This is a genomic window from Streptomyces sp. CA189, assembly GCF_056428985.1.
Window position 1 is genome coordinate 54,206 of the sequence record NZ_JBWJVM010000016.1, and the last position, 15,477, is coordinate 69,682.

Below are 15,477 nucleotides of genomic sequence, written 5' to 3' on the forward strand. Positions count from 1 at the left end.
TTCCGGCCGGCTTGGAATCGGTCACCGTATGGGTCATTGCCCAGGTCACCGGCCTGCCGCTGTTCCAAAGGTCAGCCGACCAGCCGCAGTCCGTTGTCGAAGTCCACCCGGGCCAGCTCCGCGCGCGCCACGATTCCCAGCTTCGGGAAGACGTTGGACAGGTGGTGGCCCACCGTCCGGGGACTGATCAGGAGCTGGGCGGCCACCTCACGGTTGGTGAGGCCGTCGGCGGCGAGTTTGGCCACCCGCAGCTCCTGCGGGGTCAGGAGGGGTTCCGCACTGTTGCCGTATGACTCGGTGCGGCGCAGCCGTTGGCCCGTCAGCTCCTGTTCGTGCAGACTCCGTTCGAGCAACGGGGTTGCTCCGAGCCGCTGGAAGGCCTCCGCCGCCTCGGCCAGCTGGACCCTGGCGTCGGTACGCCGGCGGGCCCGCCGCAGCCACTCGCCGTAGAGGAGTCGCGTACGCGCGTGGGCGAAGGGATGATCCGCCGCGCCCGGAACCGACAGGGCCTCCAGGAACAGCTCCTCCGCGCCCTCGTCCGCCAGCAGCGCCTCGCTGCGCAGCGCCGCCGCCACGGCCCAGGGCGCCCCGGTGCCCTGAGCCCACTCCTTCAGGCACCTCAGCGCGCTCGCTCCCCCCTCGGGGCGGCCCGCGCTGCTCGCGGCCTCCACCGTGTCGGCCGCCGCGAGCAGCGCGAACGTCGAGTGCGCCGCCCGGTGCCCGGGCTCGGCCAGCCGTACGAGAACGTCCAGGGCCTCCTGCGCGCGCCCAGCGAACAGGGCCGCCATGCCTCGGTTCCAGTAGGCGGCGGCCGTCAGCGCGCGCACCCCGCGCGGTACCGACAACTCAAGTGTTCTGGCGGTGAGTTCGGTGACCGTGCTCTCGTCGCCCCGCAGGGCGGCGAGCCAGGCGAGGGTGTTGCGGCACTGCGAGGCCGCGTGGTCGGCGCCGATCTCCTCGGCCACCCGCAGCGTGTCCGCCGCGTTGGCCGTCGCCTCCGTCCACCGCCCGCGCACGATGTCGATCGTCGCCGTCTGCGGCACGGTCAGCATCAGGGGGCTGACCGCTCCCGTCCGGCGCAGCGCCTCCAGCTCGCGTTGGTATGCCCGGGCCAGCGGCTGCTCCACACCCCACGCCACGGCCAACGGCGCGGGCGGGATCAGGTGCCAGGACGCGCTGCCCAGCCGGGCGAAGGCTTCGTCCGCGGGGGGCAGCGTGCCCGTGCCGGGCCCCTTGCCCCACCACTGCTTGATCATGGGAAGTAGCGCGGCTCCGGCGAAGTCGGCGTCGGCTGCCAGCTCCTCCAGTCGGTGCAGCGCCTCGGCCTGCCGTTCGGCGGACCCGCCGGACCAGCCGGCCCGTACCGCCAGGCACGCCAGCTGCACGGCCTTCTCCGGCTCGGCCACCGACCGGGTGGCGTGCAGCAACAGCCGGTGCGCCCGCTCCTGGTCCCCGTGCGCGAACTCGATGATTCCCCGCAGCCCTTCGCTCTCGCGAGCCACCGTCTCCCCGTCCGACAGCCGGTCCGCCCGGTCGAGCAGCTCCCGTGCCGTACCCACCTGCCCGTCGCCCCACGCGGCCAGCGCCCCCAGCGCGAGCCGCCGTGCCGCGTCCGCCGGTACGGGCGACAGCTCGGCCGCCCGGCGCAGCGCCCGCGCCGCCGACGCGTACCCCCCTCGAGTCCAGCCGTTTCGCGCGCTGTGCTCGAGGAGTGCGGCCACCTCCTCGTCGGCCGTGTCGGCCGCAGCCGCCAGATGCCAGGCCCGCAGATCGCTGCCGTCCGCACCGTGCAGGGCCTGCGCCAGTGCGCGGTGCACCGACTGCCGCTGCGTGAACGACGCTTCCTCGTACACGACGGCAGCGATCAGCGCCGTGCGGAACCGTATCCGTCCGTCCGCGACCAAGATCAGCCCGGAACGCAAGGCCTCGTCCCAGGCCGCTGTGCCGGCCCCGAGCGCGGTCGCCGCCGCGCGCACCGTGTGGTGGTCCCCTCGGTCCTCGGCCGCAGTTACCAGGAGCACCGCCTGGGCGCGGGGAGAGAGCCGGGCGGTACGAGCGCCGAATGCGCGCCGCAGCCGGGGCCCGACGGGTATGCGCTCCACGCTCTCCCCCGGCCCCCCGCCCGCCTCGTCGACGGAGGGTAGCTCGCGAAGCGCCAGCGGATTTCCGGCGGCCAGCCGGCCCGCGCGGTGCACGCTCTCCGCATCCGCCCCAGGCCTGTCATGACGTACGAGATCACCCGCATCGGTGTCCGACAACGGGGCAACCTCCATGCCGGGCAGCAGCTCCCAGAGGCCGTCGGCCGCGGGGTCGCTGTGCCCGGTGAGCAGCAGCGCGACTGGCTCGGTGCGCAGTCTGCGGACGATGAAGGCCAGGCACTCGGCGGTCGGCTCGTCGAGCAGATCCGCGTTGTCCACGGTGATGAGCACCGGTTTTTCGCCTGCGAGTTCGGAGAGCAGCGTGAGGGTGGCCACCCCGATGAGGAAGCGGTCCGCCGCATCCCCGCTGTGCCCGAGCGCCCCGTGCAGCGCGGCCGCCTGAGGCGCGGGCAGCGCATCGATCCGGTCCGCGGCCGGCCAGAGCAACTCGTGCAGCGCTGCGAAGGCCAGCCCGGACTCCATCCGTGTGCCGCGGCAGCTCAGTACCGTGAAGTCGGCCGCGGCGGCGGTCGCGTACTCCAGCAACGCGGTCTTCCCGATGCCCGGGTCCCCCCAGAGCATCAACGCCGAACCCGTGCCCTTCCGCGCCCCGTGAAGGACACCGTCGAGCTCCGTCTGTTCCTTACCCCGACCAAAAAGAATCATTTCTCGCCATCCGTGCAACATCATCCATGCAACGTCATTCGTGTGCTTCTCAGCGACCGATACGGTGACCGATGCGCTGGGCGGGGCCCTGTCCCTACGGTCGTTGTCATGAACAGCGATACGCAGGCCGAAGGCACTCACCTCGTGGAACAACTGGCCGCGGCCACCGGTGAGGAGTCCGGGCAGCGGCTTCTGCACGCCCGTGGCACCTGGGTAGAAGGTGAGTTCACGCCGTCCCCCCATGCGGCAGGAATCAGCACGGCGGCGGTCTTCGCCGCACCCCGCACGCCGGTGACGGCCCGCTTCTCCACCACGCTGGGCGGCTCCGGTGGGCACGACGGCGACCCCGGTGACCAGGGCCTCGCGATCCGCGTCGGGGACCTGGACCTCGTCACCTTCACGCTGCCGGTCTTCTTCGTCCGGACCGGACCGGACCTGATCGATTTCTTCCGCGCCACCCGGTCCGACGACCCGGAGGCTTTCCCCGCGTTCCTGCGCAGCCACCCGGAGGCCGCCACCGCGCTGGGCTTCGCGGGGAAGGCCCGGCCCGCCACGAGCTTCACCGGAGTGACGTACCACGCGGTGCACGCCTTCGGGCTGGTGGACGCGGCGGGCACCACCCGCTGGGCACGGCTGAGCCTGCATCCGCTGCGCCCGCTGCCGTCCCTGGACCCGGCGCGGGCTCTGGCGATGCCGGGCGACTACCTCGCGCGGGACCTCACCGACCGTCTTCCGGCCGGTTTCGAGCTGACGGCCCACCTCCCGGGCCCGGCGGACGAGCTTCATGACCCGACCCGGCTGTGGACCGGCACGCAGACGATCCCGCTCGGCACCCTCACCCTCACCCGGCCTCAGACACCCTCCACGGAACCGGCGTTCGACCCGCTGCGACTGCCGCAGGGCATCACGGCCCCGCAAGACCAACTGTCGAAGGACCGCAGCACGGCCTACGAGGCGGCGCGCCGGCGTCGGGCCTCCTAGAGCCGCCCCGGCGGACCCGGACGTTCCCCCGTGGCCGGTGGAGATCTCATGGATCTCCACCGGCCTTCGCCGTGTCGGCGGCCAGGACGCGCTCACCGCCGCCTCGCGCGCGGCACGCGGGCCGTGGACGGGATGGCAAAGACGGCCGCCCAGATCAGGGCTGCGCAGGCGAAGGCTGCCGCGGCGAACACCAGCGGGCGTCCCAGGGCGTCGTCGCGGGAGCCGGCCAGCAGCGCACCGGCCGCGGCGACGGCCAGCGGGACCAGGGCGCGCGGCCGGGAGGCTTCCAGCCGAGCGGCGGGTTTCAGGAGACGGACGGCGATGCCGTAGCAGGCACAAGCCAGGAGGGTAGCGTCGAGCACGTCGCTGGACCGGTGCCAGTAGAGCGACTGAACACCACCCGCGATGACCGCGGGCCACGGGGCACCGGCGGCGGCGAGGACGACCTTGCTGAGGAACTCCGTCACGGCGAGCGTGCCCATCACCGTCGCGAGGGCCGCGCAGCCCTCCCGCCGGCGTCGGCGCAGCGCGGCGACCACGGCGATCAGGGCCGTGCCCGCGATGAGGGTCGCCCATGCGTCCGTGAGGGGCGGCAGGCCCCGGGACTCGACCATCGCGGAGACCCGCGCACCGTCGGCGTAGCCGCGCACGAGTGCGTTCTCCGCTGCCTGACCGAGGGGTGTCCACACAGCGATGAGGTGGATGACGGTGAACGCGGTGAGGAACGCGGCCGGAGAGGCGAGGTCGAGGCCGCGGAAACGTCCCACCCTCCGTGCGAGAGGGCCGGGCAGCGGGCGGCTCAACGGGTTTGGCCGGGCTGTCGGCCGCGACGTCGGCCCCAGTGTTCGGGGGGCGGTTCGGTGTGGTGTGGCGGGCGGGTTGCTGCACTGCGATTTCCGTTTCGTCCGGCGGGTGCCGGTTGAGAAACCGACTCGTTCGGTGAGTTGGCGACGGCCGGTGAAAGCGGCTCGGGTGGACCGCCGTTCACGAACGGGCCAGAGAGCGGGCCCGCTCGGCCCTGACGGCGGCACGGTTGTCGTGCATCTGCGACAGGGACCGCTCCCTCTTCTCGGGCATGAGCCGGTCGAGGTACAGGGTGCCGTTGGTGTGGTCGGTCTCGTGCTGGAGACAACGGGCGAAGAGGCCGGTGCCGGACACGGTGACGGGTTTCCCCCGCCAGTCCTGGCCGCGTACGGTGACGCTCGCCGGACGGGTCAGCTCCCGGGCGGCGCCGGGGACGGACAGGCACCCCTCGCTGCGGGTGACCTGGTACTCCCCGGTGACGTGGAGCTCGGGATTGAGGATGTGCCCGATGTGGCGCTCGCCGCGCGCGCCGGGGCAGTCGTAGACGAACAGCCGCAAGTCCAGACCGGTTTGGTTGGCGGCGAGGCCGACACCTTGGGCCACGTGCATCGTGAAGAACATGTCCTTGAGGAGCTGGGACAGTTCCGCGGTGCCGAACTCGGTGACGTCGGCGCAGCGCTGGTGGAGTAGCGGGCTGCCGATCTCCGTAATCTTGCGGCAGATCCCGCCTGCCGCCTCTGCGGGCAAAAGACGCTCGACGGGGCGGTGGGGCGGTGTCTGGGGCATGTGCGCAAGGCCTTCCATACGGGCGGTGGTGGCTGGCGTTCCCGTACGGGCTCTCGCACGGGCGCGCGGGCGCCCCTCGCCCGGCGTCCCCCAGGTGAGGGGGATGCCGGGCGAGGGGCGGGGGTGCTGAGGCCGGGACTGCCGTTCAGCGGCCGGGGCCGTGGACTCAGCGGGTGGCCAGGTCCGCCTGCTTGATGATGCGGCTCACGGCGTCAGGGTTGCTCACCATGACGGCGTGGGAAGCTCGGACCTCGGTGATCCGGGCACCGGCCCGCTTGGCCATGAAGCGTTCCAGGTTCGCGCCGATGGCCTGGTCTTGAGTGGCGACCAGTGCCCAGGAGGGCAGGTTCTTCCAAGCGGCCTGCTTGGTGGGCTGGCCGAAAGCCTCGACGGAGATGGGACGCTGGGAGGCGGCCATGAGCGCGGCCTCCTCGGCGGGGACGTCGGCGGCGAAGGCCGACCGGAACTTCGCGGGGTCGAGGAAGACGTCGGTCCCGGTGGTCGAGTCGGGCCGGGTGTAGGAGAAGGTCTGCCTCGGCAGGGGCGGGATGGTGGAGTCCGGGTGCTGCTCCATCAGCGCGCCGAGTGCCTCGTCCTGGTCGGGGATGAAGGCGGCGATGTAGACGAGTGCTTTGACGTCGGGTACGCCCGCGGCGGCATTGGTGATGACGGCGCCGCCGTAGGAGTGGCCGACCACGATCTTCGGCCCCTTGAGGGTCTTGAGCCGGCTGGTGATGTAGGCAGCGTCGTAGTCGAGGCCGCGCAGCGGGTTGGCGAGGGCCACCACCGGATATCCGGCGAGGCGCAGGCGAGTGACGGTGGCGTTCCAGCCCGAGGCGTCGGCGAAGGCGCCGTGGACGAGAACAACGGTCGGCTTGGCGCCGGCCTGCGCCGCCGTGCCCTCCTGGGGTGCCGCCGCCGCGGTGGGGGCGAGTAGGCCCAGCGTCGCCGCTGCGGCGAGCGCTGTGACACGGAGGGCGGCGGGGCGCGGGGTCTTCGAGTGGGTCATGGAACTGCTCCGTAAGGGGTGGGGACGTTGAGGTGGAGACGTGCGGGTGCACATGGGTGCACATGGGTGCACCCGCTGGGACCGGCCGTGCGGAGCGCCGGGTTCCGCAGATCTTGGGGGCGGAGGTGTCAGCCGCCGAGGCGGCCGGCGATGATGCCGAGCGCCGCGTCGATCACTTCCGCGTTGACCGAGCCGGCGAGGTTGAAGAGGTGGAAGGCGCCTTCCAGTCGGTACAGGCTGGTACCGACACCTGCGTCGTGCAGTCGGGCGGCGTAGGTCTCGCCGTCGTCGCGCAGCGGGTCTCGGCCCGCGGTGAGCACCGTTGCCGGTGCCACTCCCGTCAGGTCGCGGGCGCGGGCGAGTCCGGGGGCCAGCAGCGGTTGGGTGTGCTCGCCGGGTGACGCGTAGTGGTCCAGGAACCAGCTGAGCAGCGCGTCGGTGAGCACGTACCAGGTTGCGTACTCCTCGCGGCTGGCCGTCCGTGCGGCGGGCACCAGCCAGGGCACGACGAGGACTTGGTGTTCCAGGTGGAGCCCGTCGCGGGCCGCCCGTTGGGCGACGCCCGCGGCGAGGTTGGCGCCCGCGCTGTCGCCGGCCACGGACAGGCGTGCGGCGTCGATGCCGAAGGCGTGTGCGTGCTCGGCGATGTGGCGGAGGCGTGTGCGTGCTCGGCGATGTGGCGGAGGGCGGCGTGAGCGTCCTGGGCGGCCGCGGGAAAGCGGTGCTCGGGGGCGAGCCGGTAGTCGACCGCCACGACGATCCGTCCGGTGGCGTTGGACAGGGCCGAAACCCAGCTGTGGTGGCTGTCGAGCCCGCCGAGGACGAACCCCCCGCCGTGGAAGTAGACGATCCCTGGGAGGGGCGGGCCCGGCTCCCCGGCGCCGAGCGGCCGGTAGGACCGGGCACGGAGGGGGCCTGCGGGACCGGGCAGGACGAGCTCGGTGACGGGGCCGGTCGCGGGGGCGGGACCGGCCAGGGCGAAGATGGCCGAGTCGTTGCGCGCCGCCTCGATGGACGCGGGGAGGGTCTCGGACCCGCCATGCGCAGCGTGCAGGTCCAGTGCACGGCGGGTGTGGGCGGACCAGTCGGCGGTACCGACCGCGGAGAAGCTGTCGGTACTCATGAGTCGTGGGTGAGGACGGCCTTGACGGTGTGGCCCGCCCTGACGTCCTCGATGGCGTGGTTGATGTCGGCCAGCGGGTAGGTGGTGACGAGGCGGTCCAGGGGGAAGCGGCCTTGGCGGTGGAGGTCCAGGAGGCGGGGGATGAGGACGCCGGGGGCCTGATGGCCCATGACGGATCCGGTGACGGTGCGACCTTTGAGCAATTCGAAGGCGTTGGCCTTCAGCTCGGCGTCGAGGCCGGCGACTCCTAGAACGGCCGCCGATCCGAGGGGAGCGAGGACGCCGATGGCGGTGTTCATGACGGGGACGACGCCGGTGGACTCGACACTGTGATCCACTCCGCGTCCCTCCGTCAGTTCCATGACGGCCTCGGCGGTGTCGACGGCTGCTGCGTCGACCACATCGGTGGCGCCCAGTTCCTTCGCGAAGGTGAGGCGTTGGGGTTTACGGTCGACCGCGATGATGCGGGTCGCCCCGGAAGCGGAGGCGGCCATCAGGGCCGCCAGGCCTACGGTGCCCAGGCCGAAGACCGCCACGGTGCTGCCCGCCCGCACGGCGAGGGAATTGAGCACGGCGCCGGCGCCGGTGATGATGCCGCAGCCGAGGGGTGCCAGCGTGGTCAACGGCAGATCGTCCGGGATCTTGACCAGGCCTCGGGGATGGGCGAGGCCGTGCGAGGCGAAGGAGGACTGACCGAAGAAGTGGTCGTGGACGCTCCGCCCGGCCGCGTCCCGCAGACCGACCGAGCCGTCCGACCGGCAGGAGGCGAAGTTGAGCGGGATGTGGTGCTGGCAGTAAGCGGGCTGTCCGGCCAGGCAGTTGCGGCAGCTGCCGCAGGAATCCAGGCTGAGTACGACGCGGTCGCCCGGCGCGAAGCCGGTGACCGCCGAGCCGACTGCCTCGACGGTGCCGGCGCCCTCGTGGCCCAGGACCGCCGGGTGCGGGGTGGGCAGTCGGCCGGCGGCCGCCTCCAGGTCGGTGTGGCACAGTCCGGCGGCCGTGTAGCGGACCAGGACCTCATCCGGGCGTGGGTCGTCGAGTTCCAGCGTTTCGAGGTGGAACTCCTCGTCGGCCGCGCGGGAGACAGCGGCGGTGACTGAGGTGGGCATGTGGTGCATTCCGTTCGTAGTGGGCCCCGCTGGACGGCGGAGCGGGCCCGCGGCAGGGGCAGGACGGGGCCTGGGTGGGGTGCGCGTGCCGGGGCAGCACGCCCGCCACCCACCCGTGGCGGTGGGACGGCTATACGGCGCTGCGGCCGAGGAGGAGGTCGGAGGCCTTCTCGCCGATCATGATGCTCGGGGCGTTGGTGTTGCCGCTGGTCTCGTGGGGCATGACCGAGGCGTCGGCGACGCGCAGGTTGCCGATCCCGTGCACCTTCAGTTCGGGGTCGACGACGGCCATGGAGTCCATGCCCATGCGGGCGGTACCGATCTGGTGGTGCCCGGAGACGACGGTGGCGCGGACGTGGTCGCGCAGTTGGGCACGGGTCGCGGTGCCCGCGCCGGGCAGGACTTCGCCGTCGTTCCACCCCTTGAGGGCGCTCTGCGCGGCGATGTCGCGCAGAGCTTCCAGGTTGTCGACCAGGGTTTCCAGGTCGCGCGGGTCGGAGAACACCTTCGGGTCCAGGATCAGCGGCGCGGTCGGGTCGGTGGAGCGCAGCCGTACCTCGCCGCGGCTGAAGGGGTGCAGCAACTGGCCCACCGCGGAGAAGCCGTGCTCCGGCAGGTCCGCGCCCGGCACGGGGTAGACGAACGATAGGAAGAGGGGCTGGACGTCCGGGGCGGCCAGACCGGGCCGGCTGGTGGCGAAGTACTGCGCCTCCAGACCCTGCGCGGCCCAGGCGGGGAGCGGCTGCGTGGACTTCCAGACCAGCGGCGCCGACCAGTGGTCCTGCAGGTTCTGTCCGACCCCGGGCAGGTCGGCACGGACGCGCAGGCCGTGCGAGCGCAGGTGGTCGGCCGGGCCGATGCCCGACAGGAGCAGCAGCTGCGGGGTTCCGAAGACGCCGCCGGACAGTACGACGTCGGCAGCGCTGCGGGCCACGGTCTCCTGCCCGTCCAGCCGGTAGGCGACGCCGACTGCGCGCTCGCCCTCCACGATGACGCGGGTGACCAGGGCGCCGGTGACGACGGTGAGCAGCGGGTTGTCCTGGACCTCACGCCCGTACGCGACCCAGGTGGACTGCCGGCGGTGATCCTTGATGGTGTGCTGGGTGTAGCTCACGCCCAGCTGGTCGCCGCTGTTGTAGTCCTCGTTGTACGGCAGGCCGTACTGCTGCCCGGCTTCCACCCACGCGCGGACGAGGGCGTCCGGGCCGGGGTTGCGTTGGACGTGCAGCGGGCCGCCCACGCCGCGGCCGCCCGCGGCGCCGCCGTCGAAGTCCTCCATTCGGCGGAAGTACGGGTCGACGTCCTTCCAGGACCAGCCCGCCGCGCCCTGGTAGGCCCACACGTCGTAGTCCGCGGCCGCGCCACGCACGTAGATCATGCCGTTGAAGGAACTGGAACCGCCCAGCGTCCTGCCGCGCGGCCACGGCAGGCGCCGTCCGTCGGCGTGCGTCTGCGGCTCGGTCTGGAAGGCCCAGTCCCAGGGACTGTTCCACAGCTGGACGGAGCCCGTCGGGTCGTGGATCGCCTCGGTGTCGTCCACCGGCCCGGCCTCCAGGAGCAGGACGCTGCGACCGGCGTCCACCAGCCGCCGTGCAATCACCGCACCCGCCGAGCCGGCACCGACGACTATGTGGTCGTAACTCATTTTTTCCACAGGTTCACTCCGAAGAATTGGCGGTCAGGAAGCGGCGAGGCCGACTTTGAGGGCGGCCGCGATTTCGACGGCGCGTCGGGTCTGGAATGCGATGGCGGCGAGGTGTGTTTCGCCGGGCGGAATCTTCCCGTTATCCGAGATGTGGCTGGTGCCGTACGGGTTTCCGGATATGTGCTGCACGGGGTCGGCGTAGCCGGGCGCGACGATGATCGACCCCCAGTGGTAGAAGGTGTTGTTCATCGCCAAGATGGTGGTCTCCTGGCCGCCGTGTGCCGAACCGGTCGACGTGAAGGACGAGGTGACCTTGTTGACCAGGCCCCCTCGCGCCCACAGCCCGCCCGCGGTGTCGATGAACTGCTTCAACTGGGCGGCCGGCAGACCGAAACGGGTCGGACTGCCCAGAAGGATCACATCGGCCCAGTCCAGGTCGTCGACGGCGGCCTCGATGACGTGCCTGGTCTCCGCGTGGTGAGCCGACCACTGCTTGTTGGACGCGATCGCCTGCTGCGGCGCCAATTCCCGTACCTTGCGCAGCCGCACTCGCGCACCGAGCTGTTCTGCGGTACCGGCGGCGGCCTCGGCGAGCGTGTGAATGTTGCCGGTGGCCGAGTAGTAGATGACCGCGACATTGATGTCAAGATTCATTTAATTCCTACGTGAATAAAGAATGGGTGTTAATGGAAACGGCCTGCTGGGGGAATGTGGAAAGGGCCGGGCGGGAACAAGCCGCGCGGCACGGTCGTTCTACGTACTGACGTCAGCCGGGACCGAGCGGTGAGGTGCGGGGGGTGGCAGCGGGAATGCGAGCGGGATGCGGCAACAGCTCGACGCGCCGTATCAGGTAGTCGAAACGGGGTGCTCCGGACGCCATTGCCATGTGCTCATGTCGGTCGGCGGCAATCGGCACCGGGCGCCTCGGCGCCCTCATCGGTACGGGACCGTGTGCGCGGCAGGAAGAGGAACCCCTCACTCGCCAGGCCTACGGTGCCCACGTCCGTCCGGGGCCGCAGTCGCGCCGACGTCGACGGCGGACCCGTCCGCGAGGCCGGTCCCCGGCCCCACGGGCAGCGCTGGTGATCACCGCTGGCGCCAGACAGTAAGCACATCACCACTCCTTGTCGCAGCGGAAGGGAGCCGCACTCCGCTTGTGGTGACCACGATGGTCGGCTCGTGCAACGAACGTGCAACAAGGGGTAAATGCTCACCACGTACCATGAAGGGGTAGACATGTCGGGTTCTGAGTCACAGTGCAAAATGGGAACAAATGGGGTGTCTGCTGGCAATTCGCTTCAAGTTGTGCAGTTTGTTCTGCTCAACGGGGTGACGGCAACCCGCGGCGAGCACGCCATCGCCCTCGGCCCTCCCCAGCGACGGGCTCTGCTGTGCGCCCTGGCCCTCCGTCGCCGCCAGTGGGTGTCCATCAACAGCCTGGTGGATGCGTTGTACGAGGAGGGCGCCCCGGCCGGCGTGACCAAGGTGATCCAGACCCACGTCTCTGCGCTGCGCGGCGTGCTGGAACCTCCCCGCCCAGTTGGAGCCCCACCCGTCCTCCTGCTGTACGGCCATGGCGGCTACCAGCTCCGCATCGCCGACGACCAACTCGACCTCGCCCTGTTCGACAGCCTGGTCAGCGAGGCCGAACGAGCCCGGGCGCGTCAGCAGTGGCAGTCCGCCGACGCGTCGTACACGCGTGCCCTCGCACTGTTCTCCAGTGAGCCCCTGGCCGGGGTTCCAGGCCCCTATGCCGAACACCAGCGCATCGCCCTGCTCGCACGCCGGCTGGTGGTGGTCGAGGACAGCCTTGAGGTCGCGGTCAGAGGCGGGCGCGCCGAGCAGGTGATCGACCAGCTCAGGATGCTGACCTCCGAACATCCGCTGCGGGAGCGCCTGCACGCGTTGCTGATGCAGGCGCTCCACGCCGGTGGCCGGCAATCCGAAGCGCTCCAGGTATACACACGGGCCAGGGAACTCCTGGTGGACCAGCTGGGTGTGGAACCCGGCGGCGAACTCCGCGCCCTGCACGCCCGCGTACTCGCCGGTGAGCCTCCGCCGCGCCCGCTCGGCCCGCCACCGGCCGCCCCGGCGCCCGCCCCCGGCGCGCCCGCTCCGGGACCCGTCGTCGGCTTCCCGATGGTCGGCAGGGAACACGAACTCCATCAGATCACCGCACTCGCCGAACAGCTGCCGTCCGGCCAGGGCGGGCTTGTGGTGATCTCGGGAGGCCCCGGCATGGGCAAGTCCCTGCTGCTGCGCGAGGTGGGCCGGCAACTGCCCTCCAGTCGACGGCTGCCGCTGACAGGCGGAGCCGAACCCGCCCTCGTCGGAGGTCTGCGCGAGGCACTCGGGTCGTTCTCGCAGCCCGCCCCGGCGTCCACGGCCGACGCCCGCGCCCTGGCCGACTGGGCCTCCCGGGAGCTGGCCGACGCCGCCCGCCCGCTCGTCCTGCTCGCCGATGACGCGGGAGACGCCGACCACCCCTCCCGGCAGGCGCTGGTGATCCTGGCCCAGCGCCTGCGACACCAGCCGGTCCTGCTGGTACAGGTCGCACCCGGAACCCATCACGACGCTTCCACCGCCGGGTGGCACGCCGAGCTGGAGGCCCGTTCCGCACTCGCCCTCTCGCTGGGACCGCTCGACGTGCCGGCGATCGCCGCACTCGCCGGCCAGGTCCTTGCCGCACCGGACTCCGTACCGTTGGCGACCGATGTGTGGCACGTCACGGGTGGCGTTCCGGTGCTCGTGCACGCTCTGCTCGCGGACCTCAAGCAGGTCCACCACCTGGACGGCCTGCCGCCGGACCTCATACCCGACCACTTCACGCGCGCGCTGTCCTGTCTGCTGCACCGCCACGATCCGGTGGACGCCCGACTCGCCAGGGCACTGGCTGTCCTCACCGAGCACGCCCCGTCGGCGGCGCTGCTGGCGGCGGTCTGCGAGCAACCGCACGCGGAGGCGCGGCGGCGCTGTGCTGACCTGGCCCGCCGCGGCGTTCTGGCCTCGGCAGAACCTCCACGGCTGCGCCACCCGCTCATCGCCTCAGCGCTCCTCAATGCCACTTCGTCCGTGGAGAAGACCTCCATCAGAGTCGCGGCGGCACGGTGGGCCCAGATGGCGCAACGACCGGCCCGTGAAGTAGCCGACTACCTGGGTGAGTTGGCCGGTACGCAGTGGGCGCGATGGTCGACCGTCCTCATCGACGCGGCGAACGACTGCCTGCGCGAAGGAGCCGCCGCACCGGCGATCGGCTATCTGGAGGCCGCCTCGCGCATCACCGAACCCGCCGAACGCGCCGCCGTACTGCTCCGGCTCGGACAGGCCGAACTGCAGACCAACCCGAACGCGGCCTGCATCCATCTCCAAGAAGCACTGCAGATCCAGCGCGACCTCGGGCAACCGCCGACCGCGGTGGTTCCCTTGGCCTGGGTACTGGTGTCCCAGGGACGGACGACCGCCGCCATCTCGCTCATGGACACGGTGGTCGCCGAGACCGAAGCAGTCGATCCTCGCGCCGCGCAAGCCGTCCGCGCCTCCGGGTGGATGATCTTTTCCCTTACGCCGGACACTTGGCACACGCTGATTCGAAAGGTCTCCGCGACCCCTCCCACCTGCGCCGCCTACGACGCGATAGCCACCGCGCTGCTGCTCTGGGACGACGCGGCCAGACTGCGTTACAGCGCGAAAGAGATTCTCGAACGGTTCCCTACCGCTCGAAGCGTCCCCGACTCCACGGACCTGCCCCGCCAACTGGTCGGCCTACGGGCTGCCCTCGCGGTGTGGTGCGACGACTTCACCCTGGTAGAGCACCTGTGCGACCAGCCGAACGACCACGACTTCGCCGCTGTCGACCTGAGCCGGGTCATGAGCCGAGCGGAGACCGCCCTGCGCCGCGGCAACTACCGTCAGGCACTGGCCGAATGCCAGCTGCTGACGTCAGTACCGCTCGACCAGAACGTACGACGCCCCGCCGCGCTGGTCGGCCTCTACGCGCACGCCCTCATCGGCCTGGGCCGCACCGACGAGGCCGAGCGGTGGCTGGACAGTACGCACCACCACGCGGAGCCGGAGACCTGGCCGTGGATCACGGTGCTGTATGTACGCGGCTTGCTGTGTTCCGCGCAGGGAAACGCGCAACAGGCGGCCGCGCACTTCCTGGACTGCGGCCGCCGGGCGGCCGCCTGGAACATCGAAACCCCGGGCTTCCAGCCTTGGCGCAGCTCGGCAGCCCTTGAGCTGGCCGCGCTCGGCCAGCAGGAGCGCGCCCGGGCGCTGGCTGAGGAAGCGTTGGACGTAGCCACACGATGGGGAGCGCCGCGACCTCTCGGCATGGCCTGGCGAGCGATGGCCGCCAGCCTTCCAGCCCAGCAGCGCGTCGCCCCGCTGGAAAGAGCCGTGATCCTCCTGGAGCAGAGTGAAGCCAGGATCGAGCTCGCAGCAGCGTTGACCGACTTGGCGGAGGCCTACTCTGCGGCCGGCGATCCCCAGCATGCCCAGACCCTCTTCCAGCGGGCGCGCGACCTGGCCGAGCAGTCGGAGGCTGCACTGCTCGTCCGACGCATCGACGACTGCGTACGCCGTGAGTCTGCTGATCGCGAAAAGGCGGAGGCCAGGGAGCGGAGTGACCGTGAAGAAGTGGCAGGCCTGGGGCGTTCCAGGGCCTGACCAGTCAGCCAGCTTCACTGTTGGTTTCGCGACCCGACGGGGACGGAAGGTGGCAGGGGCAGGACCACGGCTTCGCTCAGCATCAGTCGCTGCGCACCCTGACCAGCCGCCGCGCTCCGCACCATCTGGGTGGCGTCCGCAGGGGCAAGACCCTTCTCGCCTGCTGTCCGGCGGGAGCGGTTACGCCCTTCGAGGCACGGTTGGCACGGGAGCAGTTCGCCGCGCGTGGCTGCGGCATCGACTGGGGGAGCGGCCCCTGTGGTGGCTGTTGCTGGATAGTCACCTACGGAGCGAAGATCACAGCGACCTTGTGAAGTGATCACCGGTAGTGAGCACCGTCCTCTACTTCGAGCCGATGTGGGTCGAGGGGCGCGCGCCGGGTCGCAGAGGCCACCAAGCGTGGTGTGCACCCGGACACCGTTCCACTGCGCAGGACTGCGGAAGCGTGTACGACGCGGGCGTGCTGCTGAGGCCGGCGTCTTACGGGATGCGGCAAGGATCGACGGCGTGAAAAATTGTCCTCCAATTTTTCGGGGTGATCTGAGGTG

The 15,477-nt window shown here is 71.2% G+C and carries 10 protein-coding genes and 1 pseudogene; 2 read left to right on the top strand and 9 right to left on the bottom strand.

Annotation, left to right across the window (positions count from 1 at the left end):
- Nucleotides 1-71: 71 nt before the first annotated feature.
- On the bottom strand, nt 72-2,828 hold the full coding sequence (locus tag AC061S_RS15730; protein WP_478686564.1) for a helix-turn-helix transcriptional regulator: 2,757 nt from the start codon (nt 2,826-2,828) through the stop codon (nt 72-74).
- Nucleotides 2,829-2,912: 84 nt separating this feature from the next.
- Here AC061S_RS15730 and AC061S_RS15735 point away from each other — a divergent pair, with 84 nt between their 5' ends.
- The gene (locus AC061S_RS15735) at nt 2,913-3,785 is read left to right on the top strand and encodes a catalase (RefSeq protein ID WP_478686565.1); all 873 of its coding nucleotides are present in this window, start codon (nt 2,913-2,915) and stop codon (nt 3,783-3,785) included.
- Nucleotides 3,786-3,877: 92 nt separating this feature from the next.
- Here the strand turns inward: AC061S_RS15735 and AC061S_RS15740 are convergent, their stop codons facing one another.
- From AC061S_RS15740 to wrbA, 8 genes and pseudogenes are all read right to left on the bottom strand, one after another.
- The gene (locus AC061S_RS15740; RefSeq protein ID WP_478686566.1) at nt 3,878-4,552 is read right to left on the bottom strand and encodes a hypothetical protein; all 675 of its coding nucleotides are present in this window, start codon (nt 4,550-4,552) and stop codon (nt 3,878-3,880) included.
- Nucleotides 4,553-4,769: 217 nt separating this feature from the next.
- A complete protein-coding gene (gene def / locus AC061S_RS15745) occupies nt 4,770-5,375 on the bottom strand; it encodes a peptide deformylase (RefSeq protein ID WP_478686567.1) in 606 nt (201 codons plus the stop codon).
- 166 nt (nt 5,376-5,541) lie between these two features.
- Complete coding sequence (locus AC061S_RS15750) at nt 5,542-6,384, bottom strand: alpha/beta fold hydrolase (protein ID WP_478686568.1); 843 nt, start codon at nt 6,382-6,384, stop codon at nt 5,542-5,544.
- Between the two features lie 128 nt (nt 6,385-6,512).
- A complete protein-coding gene (locus AC061S_RS15755) occupies nt 6,513-6,983 on the bottom strand; it encodes an alpha/beta hydrolase fold domain-containing protein (RefSeq protein WP_478686569.1) in 471 nt (156 codons plus the stop codon).
- Nucleotides 6,984-7,036: 53 nt separating this feature from the next.
- A pseudogene (locus AC061S_RS15760) lies at nt 7,037-7,507 on the bottom strand (alpha/beta hydrolase fold domain-containing protein); the annotation flags it as partial.
- Nucleotides 7,504-8,616, bottom strand: a complete 1,113-nt coding sequence (locus tag AC061S_RS15765) for an NAD(P)-dependent alcohol dehydrogenase (RefSeq protein WP_478686570.1) — start codon at nt 8,614-8,616, stop codon at nt 7,504-7,506. The gene AC061S_RS15765 and the pseudogene AC061S_RS15760, both read right to left, overlap by 4 nt.
- 130 nt (nt 8,617-8,746) lie before the next feature.
- Nucleotides 8,747-10,261 carry a GMC family oxidoreductase gene (locus AC061S_RS15770; RefSeq protein ID WP_478686571.1) on the bottom strand — a complete coding sequence of 505 codons (1,515 nt, stop codon included), beginning with the start codon at nt 10,259-10,261 and terminating at the stop codon, nt 8,747-8,749.
- A gap of 33 nt (nt 10,262-10,294) precedes the next feature.
- A complete protein-coding gene (gene wrbA / locus AC061S_RS15775; RefSeq protein WP_478686572.1) occupies nt 10,295-10,915 on the bottom strand; it encodes an NAD(P)H:quinone oxidoreductase in 621 nt (206 codons plus the stop codon).
- Between the two features lie 651 nt (nt 10,916-11,566).
- On the opposite strand from wrbA, the gene AC061S_RS15780 reads away from it, so the two are divergent.
- A complete protein-coding gene (locus AC061S_RS15780) occupies nt 11,567-14,929 on the top strand; it encodes a BTAD domain-containing putative transcriptional regulator (RefSeq protein ID WP_478686573.1) in 3,363 nt (1,120 codons plus the stop codon).
- The last annotated feature ends 548 nt before the right edge of the window (nt 14,930-15,477 follow it).

Excerpts from the sequence above, each read along its gene's own strand:
- AC061S_RS15765 (WP_478686570.1), bottom strand. The coding sequence starts at position 8,616 with ATGCCCACCTCAGTCACCGCCGCTGTCTCCCGCGCGGCCGACGAGGAG.
- AC061S_RS15735 (WP_478686565.1), top strand. The coding sequence starts at position 2,913 with ATGAACAGCGATACGCAGGCCGAAGGCACTCACCTCGTGGAACAACTG.
- def (WP_478686567.1), bottom strand. The coding sequence starts at position 5,375 with ATGCCCCAGACACCGCCCCACCGCCCCGTCGAGCGTCTTTTGCCCGCA.
- AC061S_RS15770 (WP_478686571.1), bottom strand. The coding sequence starts at position 10,261 with ATGAGTTACGACCACATAGTCGTCGGTGCCGGCTCGGCGGGTGCGGTG.
- wrbA (WP_478686572.1), bottom strand. The coding sequence starts at position 10,915 with ATGAATCTTGACATCAATGTCGCGGTCATCTACTACTCGGCCACCGGC.
- AC061S_RS15750 (WP_478686568.1), bottom strand. The coding sequence starts at position 6,384 with ATGACCCACTCGAAGACCCCGCGCCCCGCCGCCCTCCGTGTCACAGCG.
- AC061S_RS15730 (WP_478686564.1), bottom strand. The coding sequence starts at position 2,828 with ATGATGTTGCACGGATGGCGAGAAATGATTCTTTTTGGTCGGGGTAAG.